Source organism: Nocardia sp. NPDC019395, assembly GCF_040632335.1.
In the GTDB taxonomy this organism is placed as follows: Bacteria; Actinomycetota; Actinomycetes; order Mycobacteriales; family Mycobacteriaceae; genus Nocardia.
Genome location: NZ_JBEYBT010000012.1, coordinates 115,582 through 132,147 on the forward strand (window position 1 = coordinate 115,582; position 16,566 = coordinate 132,147).

The following is a 16,566-nucleotide window of genomic DNA, read 5'->3' on the forward strand; positions in this document are numbered from 1 at the left end:
GGTGAGCACCTGATCCGTCGGGAGGTCATGGGAGAAGGGGGCGGCGGCCGACGATCAGGCGGACGGCCAGCATCATGATCCGGTCGGCCAGGAACCCGGCAAGGCCGATCACGATCATCACCGCCACGATGAGGTCGGTGCGCGATTGTTCCCGGGCCTGGGTGATCAACGCGCCCAGGCCCACCCGGATGCCGACGGTTTCGCCGACGACCAGGATCACCCACGACAAGCCGAGCGCGATCCGCAAGCCGGAGACGATCGTGGGTATCGCGGCGGGCAGTACCACCTTGTACAGGGTCTGTGCGGCTGGGGTGCCGAGCATGGCGGCGGCTTCGAACAGTCGTTGCGGCACCGCCCGTACCCCGGCGACGGTGTTGATCAGGATGGAGAAGACCGCGGCCAGGAATACCAGGAAGATGGTCGCGCGGTCGCCGAACCCGATGATCAGCAGCGAGAGCGGCGCCCACGCGGTCACCGGGATCGGCCGCACCAGGCCGAGGGTCGGTTCGAGCATCCGGTTCACGGTCCGCGAACGACCCATGAGGATGCCGAGCGGGACCGCCACCGCCACCGCGATGGCGAAACCCTGGACGACCCGCAGGGTGCTGGCGTACAGGTGCAGCCACAGGGTGCCGCTGTAGGTGTCGTCCACGATGCCGCCCACGGCGAGGTCGGCGAGCCGGCGGGCCACGTCGTAGGGGGTGGGCAGGAATTGCATCTGGATACCGAACGGCAGGGTCCAGCCGCCGCCGACACCGCGGTCCCACAGCAGCAGTCCGAGCAGCGGTACCGGCAGGGCCCAGAGCACAGCGACCGCCCGCGCACCGTATCGGGTGCGCCAGTTCTTCGGGCCGGCTCTGTCTCCCGCCGCGGAATCCCGCTCGCGCGGTGCGGCCGGTATCTCGGTCCGCGTCCCCAGCGTGGTCATCACTGAGCCGCCACGGTGTCGAGGAACTCGGTCCGGAAGACCTTCGTCATATCCGGTGCGGTCGGCAGCTGGTCGAATTCCACCATCTGGCGGGCCAATTCCGCGACCCGCGCCCGGAACTCGTCGTCGAGTTCCCAGCGCAGCATGACGTTGCCGATGGCGATATCGGTCACCGCCCGGTCCATTCCGAAGGTTTCGACCAGTCCGGCCGCCCAGGCGTTGTGATCGCCCTTCATGAAGTCGATGGCACGGACGAAGCTACCGACGGCATCCCGCGCCCGATCGGGCTGTTCGTCGAGGAAGCGGCCGTTGCCGCCGAGAACGATATTGGTGGCCCCGATGGGCGTCTCGTAGGGCGAGAGTATCTGGTGCGCACCCGCCTGCCGGGCGATGGAGACACCCATTTCGGCACTCAGGAAGGCATCCACGCGACCGGCGTTGTAAGCACCGGCCATATCCGAGTACGCCAGATTCACCAGCTGCACATCGGTTTCGGGGTCGAGGCCGTGCGCGCGCAGGGTGAGTTTCAAGGCGATCTCCTGCGAGGAACCGGCCGGGAAACCGATCCGTTTACCCCGCAGATCCTGGGGCGTACGGATCTCCGGTCGCCCCACGAACCCCGAGCCGCCGTCGGCCGCCGAGGCGATGATCTGCAGATCCTGGTTCGCCGCGATACCGGCGAGCATCGCCGGTGCGCCGAGCACTCCGATATCGACGGCGCCGGAAGCCAGCGCGTTCTTGATATCCGGCGAGTTCTCGAACAGCACGATTTCGTAGGTCGTGCCCGCCGGGGCGAACTGCTGCATGAAATAGGGCGCGTACAGGTGCGGCTGCCCACGCAACGTGCCGATCCGGACGGCGTTCGGATCTCCACCGGCGCTGTCGGGGGTGGCGATACAACCGGTCAGCCCGGCGACCGCCAGTAACAGGACACCGATGATCGAAAAAATGTGGCGGAGTGGACGTTTCATAGTGGATCCTCACTGTGCTGCGACCCCGCGGCCCGGACAGCGGCATTGCCGAGTGCGAGACGGATCAGGGAACGGTCGGTGCCCGGCGCGCCCACCAGGCACAATCCACTGGGGCCACCCTCATCGCGACTCAGTGGCACGGTCACCGCGGGCAGGCCCGCGATCGACGCCGGACAGGTCAGGCGCAGGGTGCGGGCGCGGGTGGTCTCGAGCACCTCGGGGCCGGCGGAGCGCGGCGGCGGTGCGGTCGCGGCGGCCGGCAGCACCAGGACTCGGCGGCCGAGCGCTTCCCGGATATGGTTCGCCGCGGCCGCCAGGATGTCGCGTGCGGCGGCGGCCTGACCGGCGGTCACCGTCGCGGCGAAGGCGAAACGCCGCGCTACATCGGGTTCCAGAGTCTCGGGATGACCGGCGACCCACTCCCCGTGGTTGGCCCAGGCTTCGTGACCTTGGACCACGCGGAAGGCGGCGAGCCAGTTGTCGACCGGGCCCAAGTCGACCGGCACCGCGCCGAGGGCATCGGCCACCGAAAGCACCGCGGACGAGATCGTGGGGTCGGCCTGGGCGCACCACTCGTGATCGACGGCGAATCCGGCCGGTACGGCGGTATCGGGGCCGAGCAGTTGATCCGCGACGGCGGCCAGTGTTTCCCCGTCCGCGGTAACCCATCCGACGGTGTCGAACGACTGCGCCAAGGGCAGCAGACCGGTGGTATCGGCGCGTCCGTGCGTGGTGCGGATCCCCCACAACCCCTGGTACGCGGCGGGCACCCGGATGGACCCGGCGGTATCGGTCCCCAAACCGATATCGGCCTCACCCCGGGCCACCGCCACCGCGGGGCCACTGGTGGACCCTCCCGGAATCCGGTCGGGTGCGGCGGGGTTGATGGGCATTCCGTGCAGGCCGTTACTACCGGTGAGGCTGTAGGCGAACTCGTCTGTCTGCGCGATACCGGTGATCCGCGCCCCGGCCGCCAGTAACCGCGTCACCACCGCGGCATGCTCCGCGGCCGGCTGCTGATCCAGGGCGTATTCCGGGACCCCGGCGCCGACCGTGAACCCGGCCAGCGCGTACAGGTCCTTCACCGCGACGGTCCGTCCGGTGAGCGGGCCGGCCGCGGTCGCCTCGATGAGCGGTGTCCCGCGTAACCGCCACACCGTTGTATCGACTTCGCCGGCCAGGGTCATCAGACCCGCTCCAGGACGCGGCGGGCGAAGGCGGTATCCGCGCCCGCCCCGAAGTCGGATCGCCGTACCGCCCCGTGTACCCCGCGTACCTGGTCGACGGCCTGCGAGATCGTGAAATCCGCGGCGGCACTGAGATACAGGTAGGCCTGCCGGGGGTCGGCGCCGAACAGTCCGGTCACCAGATCCACCGCATGTCCTACGCACAGCTCGAGGGCGGTGTTCAGATCTTCGTGCAACCCGGTGGGGATGAGTAACCCGTGTGCGGCCGCGAAGGGGCCGATCCGGCCGCCGAATCCGCCGGCGATATCGGCGGCCGGGATCACGTCCAGGGTCAGCGTCGCCCGCAGCGGAGCCTCCAGCGCGGTCAGCGCCACTTCGCCGTCGCCCTGAGCGAAATGCGGGTCACCGATGTAGAGCAGAGCCTCGGGCACCTGGACGGGAAGGAACAGGGTCGCACCCGGGGTGAGCAGTTTGACGTCGATATTCCCGCCGTGCGGTCCGGGCGGGACGGAACCGACCCGGGTGCCGGTATCGGTGGCCACTCCGATGATGCCCAGGAACGGGGCCAGCGGGAACACCGCGTTCCCCGCCCGGCCCGCGGAATCGAGCGGCATCGCACCGTACCAGCGGCCGTCCCGTTCGTGGACCCGGCAGAACTGTCCGTAGTCACCGTCGAACCCCGGGCGCCCCGCCAGGACGCCGCGACCGTGCCGGGTCGACACCACCCCGTAGGGCGCCCGCATGGTGAGGGCGTCGATCCGGACGGCCAGCAGATCCCCCGGGCGCGCACCCTCGACCGCGATCGGGCCGGTCAGAATATGGGGCCCGGCACCGGGTTCCCGTGTGCGCCGGGCCGCCACGCCGACCGCGTCGTCGAGCACCTCCGCGCGTTCGACACCGCGGTTTCCGAAGTAGCGCACCGGATCCGAGCCCTGGTCTTCGAGGATTCCCTCATGACTGACGGTATCGATCACGACGGTCGAACCCGGGGCCACGGTGGCTACCCCGGTATCCCTTCGGCAGGGCAGCCGGCCCCAGAACACCTTGCCGGGATCGGCCGGTACGTAGACCGTTCCGGGGTCGATTCCCGAATCCTGCTGCAGTACCGGGAATGCGGCGGCGTAGTCCTGCCCGATCATCGTCGTCACCGCGACCTCCTCATTGGTCAGACCACTCGATGCACCGACCATATGAGTCTCGAACCCCGCCGGCGACCGGGGCGAGCGAACGTAACGGCCGATTTACCGCCGCGCAATACCATCCCGAAAAGCCCTGTAAGTCGGTAACTTTCCCGAATCATTCCGACACTTCCACGGCATCCGGCGAAGGCTCGAAAGCTGATACCTTGAATCCCTCCCGCGGCGATCGATGGAAATTGGTCGGACCATGAGTTCGGCTACCGACGTTTCGCGGCGACCGGAACGAGGAGGGGACCGAATGACGTTCGCAGCGATACCCCCGATGCGGCGAACCGCGCGCAGTGTCGGCGCCGAGGTCGCGGCGCATCTCGAACGTCTGATCATCAGCGGCGACCTGCGCGCCGGCGACAGGCTCCCACCGGAACGCGAACTCGCCGCGAGCCTGAACATCTCCCGCTCGTCGCTGCGCGAGGCGATGTTCGAACTGGAAGCGAAGAAGCTCGTCCAACGCAGGCAGGGCCGCGGCAGTACCGTCGCCGATATCTCCCGGACCGCCGCGGAGCTACACGGGAACCTGGCCGATATCGATATCGAACTCGGCTACGCGACCGAACTCCGCGATCTGGTCGAACCGCGCATAGCGCAACTGGCCGCGCGCCGGGCCGTCGAATCGAACCTGCTCTCGCTCGACGATGTCCTGGCCCGCTCCGACGAGGCCCTCACCCCCGAGGATTCGATGCGCCTCGATATCGAATTCCACACCTTGCTGGCCCATGCCGCCCAGAATCCGCTGCTGGTCACGCTGTGCACCATGACCACGGAATGGACCCGGCACACCCGCGTCCTGTCGCACCGCACCGCACTCGGTCGCCGGATCTCCATCCAGGGACACGAGCAGATCTACCGCGCGGTATCCGATCACGACGCCCCCGCGGCCGCCGCCGCGATGGAACAGCACCTTCGCGAGGTCCGCGAGATCAGCACACCACCCGGCGGGGATCGATAGCCCCCACCGGAAACGCGTGGGTCACCCGAGTCAGCCGGTCCCCCGCCCTCGGGCGCGTTTGTTCCCCTACCGCCAGCCTGTCCACATCCGCCCCCACCCCCGTTTCCCGCATGCGGCCGGTCCGCCTTGGTGGTTCGGGGCCCGTCTCGTTCTGGAGCGACCAGAGCGAAGGAGCGCAGCGACTGAGCGGCGGGAGTGAAGAACGAGACCAAGGGGGCCCCGAACCCCGCGACGCCGCAGGCGGCGCCAAAAACACAGAACCTTCACGAACTGCCCGCTCCCCACCTTCACGAACTGCCCGCTTCCCACCTTCACGAACTGCCCTGCTTGCCCCACCTCGACCGCCTACCCTGTCCATCCCCAGCCCACCACCGCCCTGCCCACCCCCACACAAACCCACCCCACCAAACCCCCCGAACCCCGGTTCACTTTCCGCTAGTGTCCCCCTGGCCGGGCAACCACCCGGCAGGGACCACTACCGTGACACCCCACCGGTCCCGATTTCGGCTCGGCGGTCGCCCCCGACCGCTCCGTTCCGCAGAGGAGCAGCATGTACCCCGGCGCGCATGTCGATAATTTCCCAGATAAACCCGCTGTGATCCTCGCCGAGAGCGGTGAAACACTCACCTACCGAGACCTCGAGGACAACTCCGTCCGCCTCGCCCGGTATCTGCACGAGGCCGGTTCGCGCACCGGTGACCATATCGCGCTACTGTCCGGCAACGACCCCAAGATGTACGAGGTCTACTGGGCAGCGTTGCGATCCGGGCTTTACATCACCGCCGTGAACCGGCATCTGTCGCCCAGCGAGATCAGCTATATCGTCAACGACTGCGGCGCCCGCGCGCTGATCGTCTCCGCCGATCTGCGCGATACCGCCCAGAAGATCGTCGAGGAAACCCCCGGAGTCGAGACCCGGCTGGCCTTCGGAGGCGAGGTCGACGGCTACCGGTCCTACGAGCAGGCGCTGGCCGGATCGTCTCCGGAACCTCTGGCCGATCAGCCCCGCGGCGCCGATATGCTCTATTCCTCCGGCACCACCGGACGCCCCAAGGGCATCAAGCATCCCCTGCCGGACCGGCAGGTCGGTGACCCGCCCGGTGACACCTACACCGCCGTTTTCGGCCCGCTGTACGGATTCGACACCGAAACCGTGTATCTGTCCCCCGCCCCGCTCTACCACGCGGCACCGTTGCGTTTCGGCGGTGTGGTGCATGCCCTCGGCGGGACGCTGGTGGTGATGGAGCGTTTCGATGCCGAACAGGCCCTGGCGGCGATCGAACGCTATCGGGTCACCCACAGCCAGTGGGTGCCGACCATGTTCGTCCGGATGCTCAAACTCGACGAGGCCGTCCGCTCCCGTTACGACGTATCGAGCCTGAAGGTGGCCGTGCATGCCGCCGCGCCGTGCCCCGTCGAGGTCAAACAGGCGATGATCGACTGGTGGGGGCCGGTCCTGTACGAGTACTACGCGTCGACCGAGGGCAACGGCGCCACCTTCATCGACAGCGAGCAGTGGCTGCGGAAACCGGGTTCGGTGGGCCCGGCGGGGATGGGCGCGGTGCGGATCTGCGGGGAAGACGGCGCCGAACTGCCCGTGGGTGAGGTCGGCACGATCTATTTCGAACGTGAGGAAGTTCCGTTCGCCTACCACAACGATCCGGCGAAAACCGAGCAGGCGATCCACCCGGGGCATCCCACCTGGACCACCACCGGCGATATCGGCTATATCGATTCCGACGGTTTCCTGTTTTTGACAGACCGCAAGGCCTTCATGATCATCTCCGGCGGCGTGAACATCTACCCGCAGGAGATCGAGGACGCGCTGGCCCTGCATCCGAAGGTTCTCGATGTCGCGGTCATCGGCGTCCCCGACGAAGAGATGGGCGAATCGGTGAAGGCCGTCGTACAGGCCGCGCCCGGCACCGAGCCCGGTCCCGGCCTGGCCGCGGAACTGCGCGACTACCTGCGCGCCCGTATCGCCCACTACAAGGTGCCCCGGACGATCGATTTCGCCGACGAACTCCCCCGCACCCCGACTGGCAAGCTGGTCAAGGGCAAACTCCGCGCCCGGTACCTGTGAACCGCCGCCACGTCCGGCTCGCGCTCACACCGAGCGCCCGGTACCGGGTCCGCAGGGGGCTGGATACCGGGTAGCAGTACGTTTCGCGGGGCTGATCGTGTTTGCTCCGCCGAGACCGGGAAATACCGCGCCCAGGAGGCTCGGTGATGACGAACGACGCGGAGAAGCGCTGGTCCGACGACGGGAACTTCCGCAGGGCCGTGCGCTACTCATTGGCGGTGCTTACGGCCGCGGCGCTGGTGTGCACCGCGACCGCGATCTGGTCGGCGGCCGCGCAGTGCCGCGACGCCGACACACTGCTGTGCGATACACCCGCCCGGGCCGCGATCCTGTTCGGCCCGGGAGTGCTGCTGTTACTGGGTGGGATCGGTGCGTTCGTGGAGACGATCCGCGTGTGGCGGCGCGGTGGCACCTGGCCGATCTGGCAGGGAGCGGGCTGGTTCCTGTTCCTGATCATGCTGTTCTATCTGGGGCTCGGCGCGAGCACGATCCCCGGAGACTGAACAGTCGCGGCGGACCGCCCTCGGCCGGTATCGGGAACCCGCCGGTAGCCCTGCTAACCCACCCGTACCTATGGCAGACTTTCGAGGAATGCTCGGACTACGGCCGCCGCTCGACGACCGTATGCGGAAGGTGATGCGGGAATTGAGATCGCGATGGATCTGATCGCCATCGAGGGCCGGGTGGCCACCGACCGGATCGCGGCACGTGACCGGACACCGGAAACCGAATTACAGCTGGCCACCAGTTTGTCCGAGCTCGCCACGGGCTATCTGGCCACCAAGACCGACGGGTCGATACGGAACCGGGTGGCCGGCGCCCTGGAGCCCGCGCAGGAAGCGGTGATGATCCGCTTGCGCTGGTTCACCGCCGGCCGGGTTTCGGCGCAGTTCGCCAACGAGGTCCAGGACACGCTGCGGCTGCTGGAACAGGCGGCCCGCGCGATCGGGCACCGGGAGCTGGCCACCGCGACCATCCGCGACGCCTGCAACGCCTACACCCAGGTGGCCCATGAACATCCGAACGCGGCGGGAGTCTGCGCGGACGGATTGTCCAAATGCGGTGTGTGGCTGTGCCGGCTGGACCCCGGCGCCGCGGTGGTCGCGACCGATGAGGCGGTACGCATCCGCGCCGGGCTGTTCGAGGCCGATCCGGAACAGTCCCGCAAATACCTCGCCACCCTGAACACGCTGCTGCGCACCCTGATGGTGGGCCGGCAACGGAAACAGGCCGTCGCCATGTACCGCGAGCGCTATACCGCGAGTACCACTCCGGCGATGGCGGCGCAGCTGCGGGCGCTGAGGATCGACGAAGTCGGGTTCACCGGCAAAACAGTATCCGCGTTGCGCAAACTCGAATGCCGCACGCTGGAGCGGGCCGGTTATCTGACCCAGCAGCAGATCCTCTATCAAAGCGCCGGTGATCTGGCGACGATCGAGGAGATCAACTGGAATCTGGCGCTGGTGGGGTTGAAACCACTGGTCGCGGGCGCGATGCCGGACCAACCGGCCAAACCGGTGGAGATCGGTTCCTCTTTCGGCGCGCTGAGCGTGCTGTGTTCGGCACCGGACGCGGTGACTCTCGTGCGCGAGGCGATCATCGCCGCCTATACCGACTCCGGCGCGGAACCTGTGGATATCAACACCGCCCACGGGGTGGACAAGGCGCATTGGGGCACCCGCGATCCGCAACTGAACGCGGAGCCCGAGCTCGGCGAGGACATCGTACTGATCGAGCGGATGTCGGGCAGCTGGGTCGCGGTGAAAAGCCTGAAATGGGAGCTCACCCCGATCGCGAAGAACCCGCTAGCCCGCCACTTATCTCGGCAGTGGCCGGTGATGAGCGTGACCAGCACCGAGAACCTGGCCTACGAATTGTGCTGGTACGAGCAGGGCGAGGCCACCCAGTACGCGGCGCTGGGCCGGCCGGCCGAGCCGGTCGCCCTGGATACGCCCTTGGCGCCACTGGATTTCGGCAAACTCGCCGACTACGGCGCGGACTACGCCTCGGAGACCCAGATCCGCTCGGCCTTCGGCAACGCGACCATGTTCGCGAAACTCACCGAACTACCGGCCAGCGGTATCCGCCAGGCGGCCGAAGCCCGGCCGCTGGCCGGTTACGGCGAGCACGTGTTGTGTTTCCGCGGGGCGAGTATCAAACGCCCGGGCGCGATCCGCGGTACCGCGTGACCCGTCCGACCTGCTGTTACCGCGCCCACCCCGATACCCTAACGACCGCTTGGTGAGACTCGTCTCTGTCTCCCCGCGCGCTTTCGCTATGGTTTGAGCGAAAGCTTATGCATCGCCGGACAACGACGATGCCGGGAACATTAGGGTGATATGCGCCGATCACCATGGTGTCGTCTGCGCATGCCCTGGAACGGGTTGATCTATCGTGGCTGTTCGGCGGCAAATGTCCGAATCAATGGTTCGGGCAGTTCGTTCCGGCAGGAACGTCACACGCGGCCGGATCGGCATCCGGACCCGGCTGCTGTCCATCCTGCTGATCACCAACGTCACCTTGCTGGTCATCGGGGTCGGCGCCGCCGGGTACCTGGCCAAGAACAGCCTCTCGTCCACGGTGTGGGCGAATCTGATCACCAGCACCACCACCCCGGTCATGTCGATGGTGCAGACCTTCGAGGAGGAACGCCGCCTGTCGATGCTGTATCTGCAGGGTGATCCGGCCGCGGCCGCGAGCCTCGTGGATGTGCGGAAACGGTCCGATGTGGCACTCGCCGCGACCATCGCCAAGGGCGAAGCGGCCCAGCGACTCGATCCGGGCGGGTCGGCGGCCGAACTCGAGCGGTTCCGCCCGCTCTACAACAGTGTTCCCGGCAAACGCGCCACGATCGACGCCCGCGCGATGACCCGAGAGGACGCGTTCGGTTACTACAACACGGTGATCGACACCATTTTCCGGGCGTCACTGATCGCCGCACGGGTCGCACCCGACGCCGGCCTGGGTATCGCTCTCGGTTACGGCGTCGAACCGCTGCGTGCCGCGGAAGCCCTGTCGAGGGCGGACACTCTCGGCATCGTGTCCCTGGCCCGCGGCGAGATGACCGCACCCCAGCTTCTCGAATTCGACCGGTACATCGGCGAGGCCCGGGCCCAGGTCGCGTATTCCGCGTCGGTACTGAGTGGTCCGCGGCTGGATCAGTTGCGGGCGCTCACCGATTCACCGGATTGGCGGCAGGTGACCGCTATGCAGGATGCCGTGGCCCTGCGCGGCCCGGTAACGGCCGACGATCCGGCCGGCACCAGCTACGAGACGGAACAGTCCGCGCAACCCGATCCCGCCGCCCTGCCGATGTCCGTACCGGCCTGGCAGGAAGCATCCGGCCGGCTCACTTCCGCGCTGCTGAAGCTGTGGGAGGACCAGAGCCGCGACGCCCATGCCATCGCACGCGAGGAAGGTACCGGTACGGCGGAGAAGTCCCTGATCGGCGGGATCGCGGTACTGATCGTCACGATCGTCGCCTTCCTGGGAGCACTGTTCGTGGCCAACCGGTTCATCGGCCGGATGCGCCGGCTGCGCGACGACACCTTGGAACTGGCCGACGACCGGCTGCCCGACCTTATGCGGCGCCTCGACGACGGAACGGAGATCGATACGGCCGCCGAGGTTTCACGGCTGGATTTCGGCACCGACGAACTCGGCGAAGTGGCCGACGCGTTCAACCGGGCACAGGTCGCCGCGGTATCGGCGGCCGTGGCCGAATCCCGGACCCGGGCCGGGTTCCGAACGGTCTTCCTCAATATCGCCCATCGCAACCAGCTCGCCGTCCACCGGCAGCTGGCCCTGCTCGACCGCGCCGAACGCCGCGAGGAGAACACCGAACAGCTCGAGCTCCTCTTCGAACTCGACCATCTGGCGACCCGCGCCCGGCGCCATGCCGAGAACCTCATCGTGCTGGGTGGTGAACAGCCGGGGCGGCGCTGGCGCAAACCGGTTCCACTGTGGGACGTGATCCGCGGCGCGGCGGCGGAAACCGTGGACTACACCAGGATTCACACCGGAAACGTTCCCACGGTGAGCATCGCCGGCCAGGCCACCGCCGACCTCATCCATCTGCTCGCGGAGCTGATGGACAACGCCACGGAGTTCTCGCCACCGCAATCCCGGGTCGAGGTGGCGGGGGCCGTCGTGGGCCGGGGGGTCGCGGTCGAGGTCGCCGACCAGGGCCTGGGCATGTCCGAGGACGAGATCACCGCGAACAATCAACTGCTGGCGCAGCCGCCGGACTTCGGGGTCGCGGCCCTGTCCGGCGACACCCGCCTGGGCCTCTTCGTCGTCGCCACACTGGCTGCCCGTCACGGGGTTTCGGTACGTCTGTCGGAATCCGTCTACGGCGGCATCAAGGCGGTCGTCCTCATTCCGACCGACCTCATCGAATCCGGGAAACCGCCGGCCGCCGTGGATCCCGCACCCGCACCCGCCTTGGCCGCCGCGACGGCCGGCGCCGGATCCAAGAGCGTCGCAAGCGGCACACCGTCCGAGAACGGCACCGCACCGGTGCGTGGGGACGCGCAGCCGTCTACCACGGTCGTGGCACCGCAGGCGGATACGGGCACCCGTCCGCCGCTGCCGCGCCGGAGCCGCAAGAGCGCCGAACCGGATACCGGGCCGGCCCCGGCCGTCGAGCCGCCACCTTCCCGCAGCCCCGAACAGGCACGTAATCTGATGTCCGCCATCGAAGGCGGGACCCGATCGGGACGCCGCTCGCTTCCCGATTCGACCCCAACCGAGAGAACTCGAGAGGAAGGCGACGATGATCACTCCCCCGCGCACTGACCAGAGCTGGCTGCTGGAGGAACTGGTGAGCGGGTTGCCGGCCGCCGAATCCGCGGTACTGCTGTCCACCGACGGTTTGCTGATGGGGCATTCGGCCGGACTCGACCGCACCGCCGCCGAACGTTTCGCCGCGATGGCCTCGGCATTCCACAGCCTGGCCCGCAGCGCCGGTAGCCATTTCGAGGCCGGCGGTGTCCACCAGACCGTGGTGGAACTCGATCGAGCGGTGCTGTTCATCACCGCCGCCGGTGACAACGCCTGCCTGGCGTTATTGGCCGGCGACGCCGCCAATATGGGTATGGTCGCCTACGAGATGAATCGAACAGTGCAGCGGGTCGGCACCCACTTGGCTGTCGATACCCGCCCGACCCCGAACGGCGAGCAACGGCCGTGAAAGATTCCGATAACGACCACTGGGACGAGGAGGACGCCGGCCCGGTCGTACGGCTCTACGCATTGACCCGCGGCCGGGGCGGTACCGAGCGCGCGGAACTCTCGCTGGATTCGATGGTGGTCGACGCCGGGTCCGGACTCGCGCTACGGCGAAGCGAACCCGAGTACGCCGAAATCGTCCGGCTGTGCCGGGCTCCGCAGTCGGTCGCGGAGGTATCGGCGCAACTGGGTGTTCCGCTCACGCTGACCAAAGTCCTCATCGGCGACCTGATCGATGACGGCAGGCTGACCGTCCGCGCGCCGGTCGAAGCCCCGGACGACGCCGCCGGCCTCGACCTGCTCCGGACGATCGCGAACAGCTTGCGCGGCAGCTGATCCCGGCTCGGGTCGGCAGGGCCGCCGACCCCGCGATCACACCACGGAGGTAACCCGCGATATTCGTGGACCGCACGTTTCCGGAAGCCCGGAATGCGGGCCGGTCCCGGATGATCGCCCGGAAGGCTTCGATACGGAGGTGGATATGCGACCGGTTGTCCTGATCATGGTGGGAATATTCTTCGCCGGTATGGGCGTCTACGCCCTGGCCGCACCCGCCCGGCTCATCCGGCCCTTCGGAATCACCGTCACCACCGCAACCGGACGTTCCGAAGTACGCGCCGTATACGGCGGCTTCGGGTTGGCGGTATCCGGCCTACTGTGCTGGTCGGCGGCAGCGTCCGACGATCTGCACCGCGGAACGGTGCTCGCGATCGCGACCGCCCTGGCCGGGATGGCCGCGGGCCGGGCGATCTCACGGCTGTTGGACACTCCGTCCGCGTTCTATCCGGTCTGGTTCTACTTCTGGGTGGAAGTGGTCGCGGCCGCGGCACTACTCGCGGCCAACTGAGAGGGTCGACCGGAATACGGCTGGTGGGAAACTGTTCTCGAGTTCTGTCAGGGGTCGTGCCTACCCTGTCGCCATGGTGAGTGTGAAGGTCGTCGACGAAACGGCATCCGGGGGTCGCGACGGCGGCTGGATGTTCGAGGTGGCCGAGGAGCGGCTGCCACTGCGGGAGATCATCCGGCGGCGGCTGTTCCAGGAGGTCGCCGAGCACAATGCCGGCGCGTCTCATGGTGTCTTTCGTGGTCTGGTACGGCCGGCAGATGCCGAGGTGGTGCGCGGCGGGTTCCGCACGACTGGTCGTGTCGATCCGGAACGTCAGTGCGAGGCGGCGTTGCAGGCTTTCGGGCGCAACGGTTTCGTGGTCCTGGTCGGCGATCGACAGATCGAGGAGTTGGACGAGGTGGTCGCGCTGCCATTGGGTGTGGAAATCACATTCCTGAAGCTCGTCGCATTGGTGGGTGGCTGAAATGTCGAGGTCCGAGTACGAGACCGCGGCGCGGGACGCCATCGCCGCCGACGATATGGACGCCTTCTTCGACGCGTATCTGCAGGCTTATCAGGCGAAGACCGACAAGTACGTGTGGGGTGCGGTATCGCACATGGCACGCGTCTTGCCGGACGAGACCTCCGAGCGGTTGGCTCGCGTTTGCGCCGCCGCGGCCCCGGCCGCTTCCGAGCACATCCGACACGGGATCGAGTGTCTGCAGGAGAGCATCGTCCCTTCCGAATACAAGACAGCGGTCCTCGATGCCATCGCCGCGGACGATATGGGCAGGTTGTGCGCCGAGATTGTGCGGGTACACCAGATCGCCGAGTCCTCCCATCTAGCATCCGACTATGCCTTGTGGCATGCCCTGTTCGCCAAGGTGCGTGCACTGCCGACCGAGACGGTCGAACGGCTTGTTCGCGCTTGCGCGGTTGCGTTCCCTACCGCTTCGGAGCGCGAGCAGCACTCTCTGCTGCTCTTGACGTCGACCATCGCACCCACCTTGCCGATCCTGGTCGAAGAACGGCGAGCAGTGCTGGAAACCCTGTCGAACCACCACGGCAGGTCGAGCCTTTTCGCGATCGACTCGTCTCTGGCCCTGGCGGAACTGGCGTCAGGACGTATCTTGAGCCCTGAGGTCGTCGCGGTGTACCGCCGTGGAGCCTGCGAGAGGTACCAGGCCTCTCGTGTTGCAGAGGTCGCCCGGCAATGCCCCGAACCAGTGGTCAATGTGGGTGAGCAATGGGCGGACCGAGCACTGGAGTTGGCATGCTCGTCTCCGGGTTGGCACGACCTGCTGGCGTTCGCCGCAACCGCCACGATGGGAAAACCGAACGCCCAGTGGGAAAAGACCGGTCGAGCGCTGCTGGCTGCGGCGGATTCCTTCGACGAGAAGGTGCTGTCGTTGTTGGAACTGGTGGGCCGACCCAGGACATTGCCGCTGCGGCATCGTCTCGCCGAAGATCCCGGCCTCAACGACGAGTACGATCCGTTCAACGCGAACGCGGTGCGCGGTCTGCTGTGGCTGCTGACGTATCGGCCTCCGCAGCCGACGACCGCCCGCATCCTGGGCGGCCTGGTGGAAACGTCGCTGCGCAAAATCAAGGGTCTGGGACCACGTAGCCCGAAGATTGCCAACGCCGGTGTTTACGCTCTGAGCCAGATGAACGGCGAGGCGGCGCTGGGTGAGCTGGCCCGCCTGGCCGCCACGGTGACTTACAAGGGCACGTTGAAGCTGATCAACGCCGCGCTGGAGACCGAGGCACACGCGCTCGGGCTGACCCGCACTCAGATCGAGGAGATGGCCGTGCCCACCTACGGCCTGACGTCGGTAGGTACGGCCGAATTCGCCTTCGGCGCCGCGTCGGCGACGGTGACCGTGGACGGCACCAAGGCGGTGCTGTGCTGGTTCACGAGCAAACCGGTGAAAAGCGTCCCGGCCGCGGTGAAACGCGACCATGCCGAGGAATTGAAAGAACTCGAGGCGGCGGCCAAGGACATCGGCAAGATGCTGACCGCCCAAGTCGAACGGCTGGATCGCCAGTTCCTGGAGCGCCGCACCTGGGATTACCCCTCGTGGCGGGAGTATTACATCGACCACCCCTTGGTGGGCACGATCGCCCGCCGTTTGTTGTGGACAGTCGACGGGGTCGCCTGCGGCTACGCAGACGGCGCGCTGCGCGACGTGGCGGACAACCCGGTGGGTGGTGACGTCGTGGAGCTGTGGCACCCGCTCGGCCGCTCGACGGAGGAGATCCTCGCATGGCGAGACTGGTTGGAATGCAAGAATATCCGGCAGCCGTTCAAACAAGCCCATCGCGAGGTCTACCTACTCACCGACGCAGAACGCCACAGCGGCACCTACTCGAACCGCTTCGCGGCGCACATCCTGCGCCAACACCAGTTCCACGCGTTGGCCGCTGTCCGGGGATGGCGCAACAAACTCCTGCTGGATGCCGACACCTCCGTACCGCCACCGACCCGTGAACTGCCGCAGTGGGGTGTGCGCGCGGAATACTGGGTGGAGGGCGACCGCGACGACATCGGGGACGTCGACATCACGGAGTCCGGCAGCTACCTACGCCTGCGCACCGACCAGGTGCGGTTCTACCCGATCGACGCACCACAGAACCTTGCCAACAGCGCTTTCCATGGCGGCTTCCATGGGTCGGCCGAGCCACTGCCACTGTCGGACGTGCCCGAACTGGTCCTGAGCGAAGTACTGCGCGACGTGGACCTGTTCGTCGGTGTGGCCAGTATCGGCAACGATCCGACATGGATCGACGGTGGTCCGAACGGCAGGTTCGCCGACTACTGGACCGCCTACAGTTTCGGCGACCTGCACCAGACTGCACAAACCAGACGTGATCTGCTGACCAGGCTGCTGCCCCGACTGGCCATCGGCCACCGATGCACCGTAGAAGACAGATTCCTGCACGTGCGAGGTACCAAGCATTCGTATCGGATCCACCTGGGCTCGGGAAACGTCCTGATCGACCCCGACAACCGCTACCTGTGCATCGTCCCCTCGGCACGCACAACCGAACCGGACTCGTTCCTGCCGTTCGACGGTGACCGGATGCTGTCGGTGATCCTCAGCAAAGCCCTGCTTCTGGCCAACGACACAAAAATCACGGACCCAACCATCCTGAGCCAACTCCCGTGACAATGCCAGGTTCCGTTTCCGCGGCGA

At 67.2% G+C, this 16,566-nt stretch carries 14 protein-coding genes; 10 read left to right on the top strand and 4 right to left on the bottom strand.

Features of this window, described 5'->3' with window-relative positions; genetic code table 11:
* Nucleotides 1–25: 25 nt before the first annotated feature.
* From ABZ827_RS23425 to ABZ827_RS23440, 4 genes are read right to left on the bottom strand one after another with little or no spacing between them, the layout of a single operon-like run.
* Nucleotides 26–928 (bottom strand): ABC transporter permease, encoded by a 903-nt coding sequence (locus tag ABZ827_RS23425; protein WP_357240285.1) that lies wholly within the window; start codon nt 926–928, stop codon nt 26–28.
* On the bottom strand, nt 928–1,899 hold the full coding sequence (locus ABZ827_RS23430; protein ID WP_357240288.1) for an ABC transporter substrate-binding protein: 972 nt from the start codon (nt 1,897–1,899) through the stop codon (nt 928–930). The genes ABZ827_RS23425 and ABZ827_RS23430 overlap by 1 nt, the downstream gene beginning before the upstream one ends.
* Complete coding sequence (locus ABZ827_RS23435; RefSeq protein ID WP_357240291.1) at nt 1,896–3,086, bottom strand: amidase family protein; 1,191 nt, start codon at nt 3,084–3,086, stop codon at nt 1,896–1,898. The genes ABZ827_RS23430 and ABZ827_RS23435 overlap by 4 nt, the downstream gene beginning before the upstream one ends.
* Complete coding sequence (locus ABZ827_RS23440) at nt 3,086–4,225, bottom strand: acetamidase/formamidase family protein (protein ID WP_357240394.1); 1,140 nt, start codon at nt 4,223–4,225, stop codon at nt 3,086–3,088. Before ABZ827_RS23440 ends, ABZ827_RS23435 begins: the two co-directional genes overlap by 1 nt.
* A gap of 298 nt (nt 4,226–4,523) precedes the next feature.
* Between ABZ827_RS23440 and ABZ827_RS23445 the strand changes: the two genes are divergently transcribed.
* The 10 genes from ABZ827_RS23445 (at nt 4,524) to ABZ827_RS23490 (ending at nt 16,539) form a co-directional block, all read left to right on the top strand.
* Nucleotides 4,524–5,231, top strand: coding sequence for a GntR family transcriptional regulator (locus ABZ827_RS23445; protein WP_357240294.1), 708 nt, complete (start codon nt 4,524–4,526; stop codon nt 5,229–5,231).
* A gap of 550 nt (nt 5,232–5,781) precedes the next feature.
* Entirely contained in the window at nt 5,782–7,314 is a 1,533-nt protein-coding gene (locus tag ABZ827_RS23450) for an acyl-CoA synthetase (protein ID WP_357240297.1), read from the top strand.
* A 146-nt stretch (nt 7,315–7,460) separates the two neighbouring features.
* Nucleotides 7,461–7,817, top strand: coding sequence for a hypothetical protein (locus ABZ827_RS23455; RefSeq protein ID WP_357240300.1), 357 nt, complete (start codon nt 7,461–7,463; stop codon nt 7,815–7,817).
* 153 nt (nt 7,818–7,970) lie between these two features.
* On the top strand, nt 7,971–9,503 hold the full coding sequence (locus ABZ827_RS23460; protein WP_357240303.1) for a hypothetical protein: 1,533 nt from the start codon (nt 7,971–7,973) through the stop codon (nt 9,501–9,503).
* A 235-nt stretch (nt 9,504–9,738) separates the two neighbouring features.
* A complete protein-coding gene (locus tag ABZ827_RS23465; RefSeq protein ID WP_357240306.1) occupies nt 9,739–12,111 on the top strand; it encodes a nitrate- and nitrite sensing domain-containing protein in 2,373 nt (790 codons plus the stop codon).
* Nucleotides 12,089–12,505: a roadblock/LC7 domain-containing protein gene (locus tag ABZ827_RS23470; protein ID WP_357240309.1), complete on the top strand. Its 417-nt coding sequence runs from the start codon at nt 12,089–12,091 to the stop codon at nt 12,503–12,505. Before ABZ827_RS23465 ends, ABZ827_RS23470 begins: the two co-directional genes overlap by 23 nt.
* Complete coding sequence (locus tag ABZ827_RS23475) at nt 12,502–12,879, top strand: DUF742 domain-containing protein (protein WP_357240311.1); 378 nt, start codon at nt 12,502–12,504, stop codon at nt 12,877–12,879. The genes ABZ827_RS23470 and ABZ827_RS23475 overlap by 4 nt, the downstream gene beginning before the upstream one ends.
* Nucleotides 12,880–13,024: 145 nt before the next feature.
* Complete coding sequence (locus ABZ827_RS23480) at nt 13,025–13,390, top strand: DUF4345 domain-containing protein (RefSeq protein ID WP_357240315.1); 366 nt, start codon at nt 13,025–13,027, stop codon at nt 13,388–13,390.
* Nucleotides 13,391–13,463: 73 nt separating this feature from the next.
* Nucleotides 13,464–13,853, top strand: coding sequence for a hypothetical protein (locus ABZ827_RS23485; RefSeq protein ID WP_357240318.1), 390 nt, complete (start codon nt 13,464–13,466; stop codon nt 13,851–13,853).
* A 55-nt stretch (nt 13,854–13,908) separates the two neighbouring features.
* Nucleotides 13,909–16,539: a DUF4132 domain-containing protein gene (locus ABZ827_RS23490; RefSeq protein WP_357240321.1), complete on the top strand. Its 2,631-nt coding sequence runs from the start codon at nt 13,909–13,911 to the stop codon at nt 16,537–16,539.
* Nucleotides 16,540–16,566: the final 27 nt, after the last annotated feature.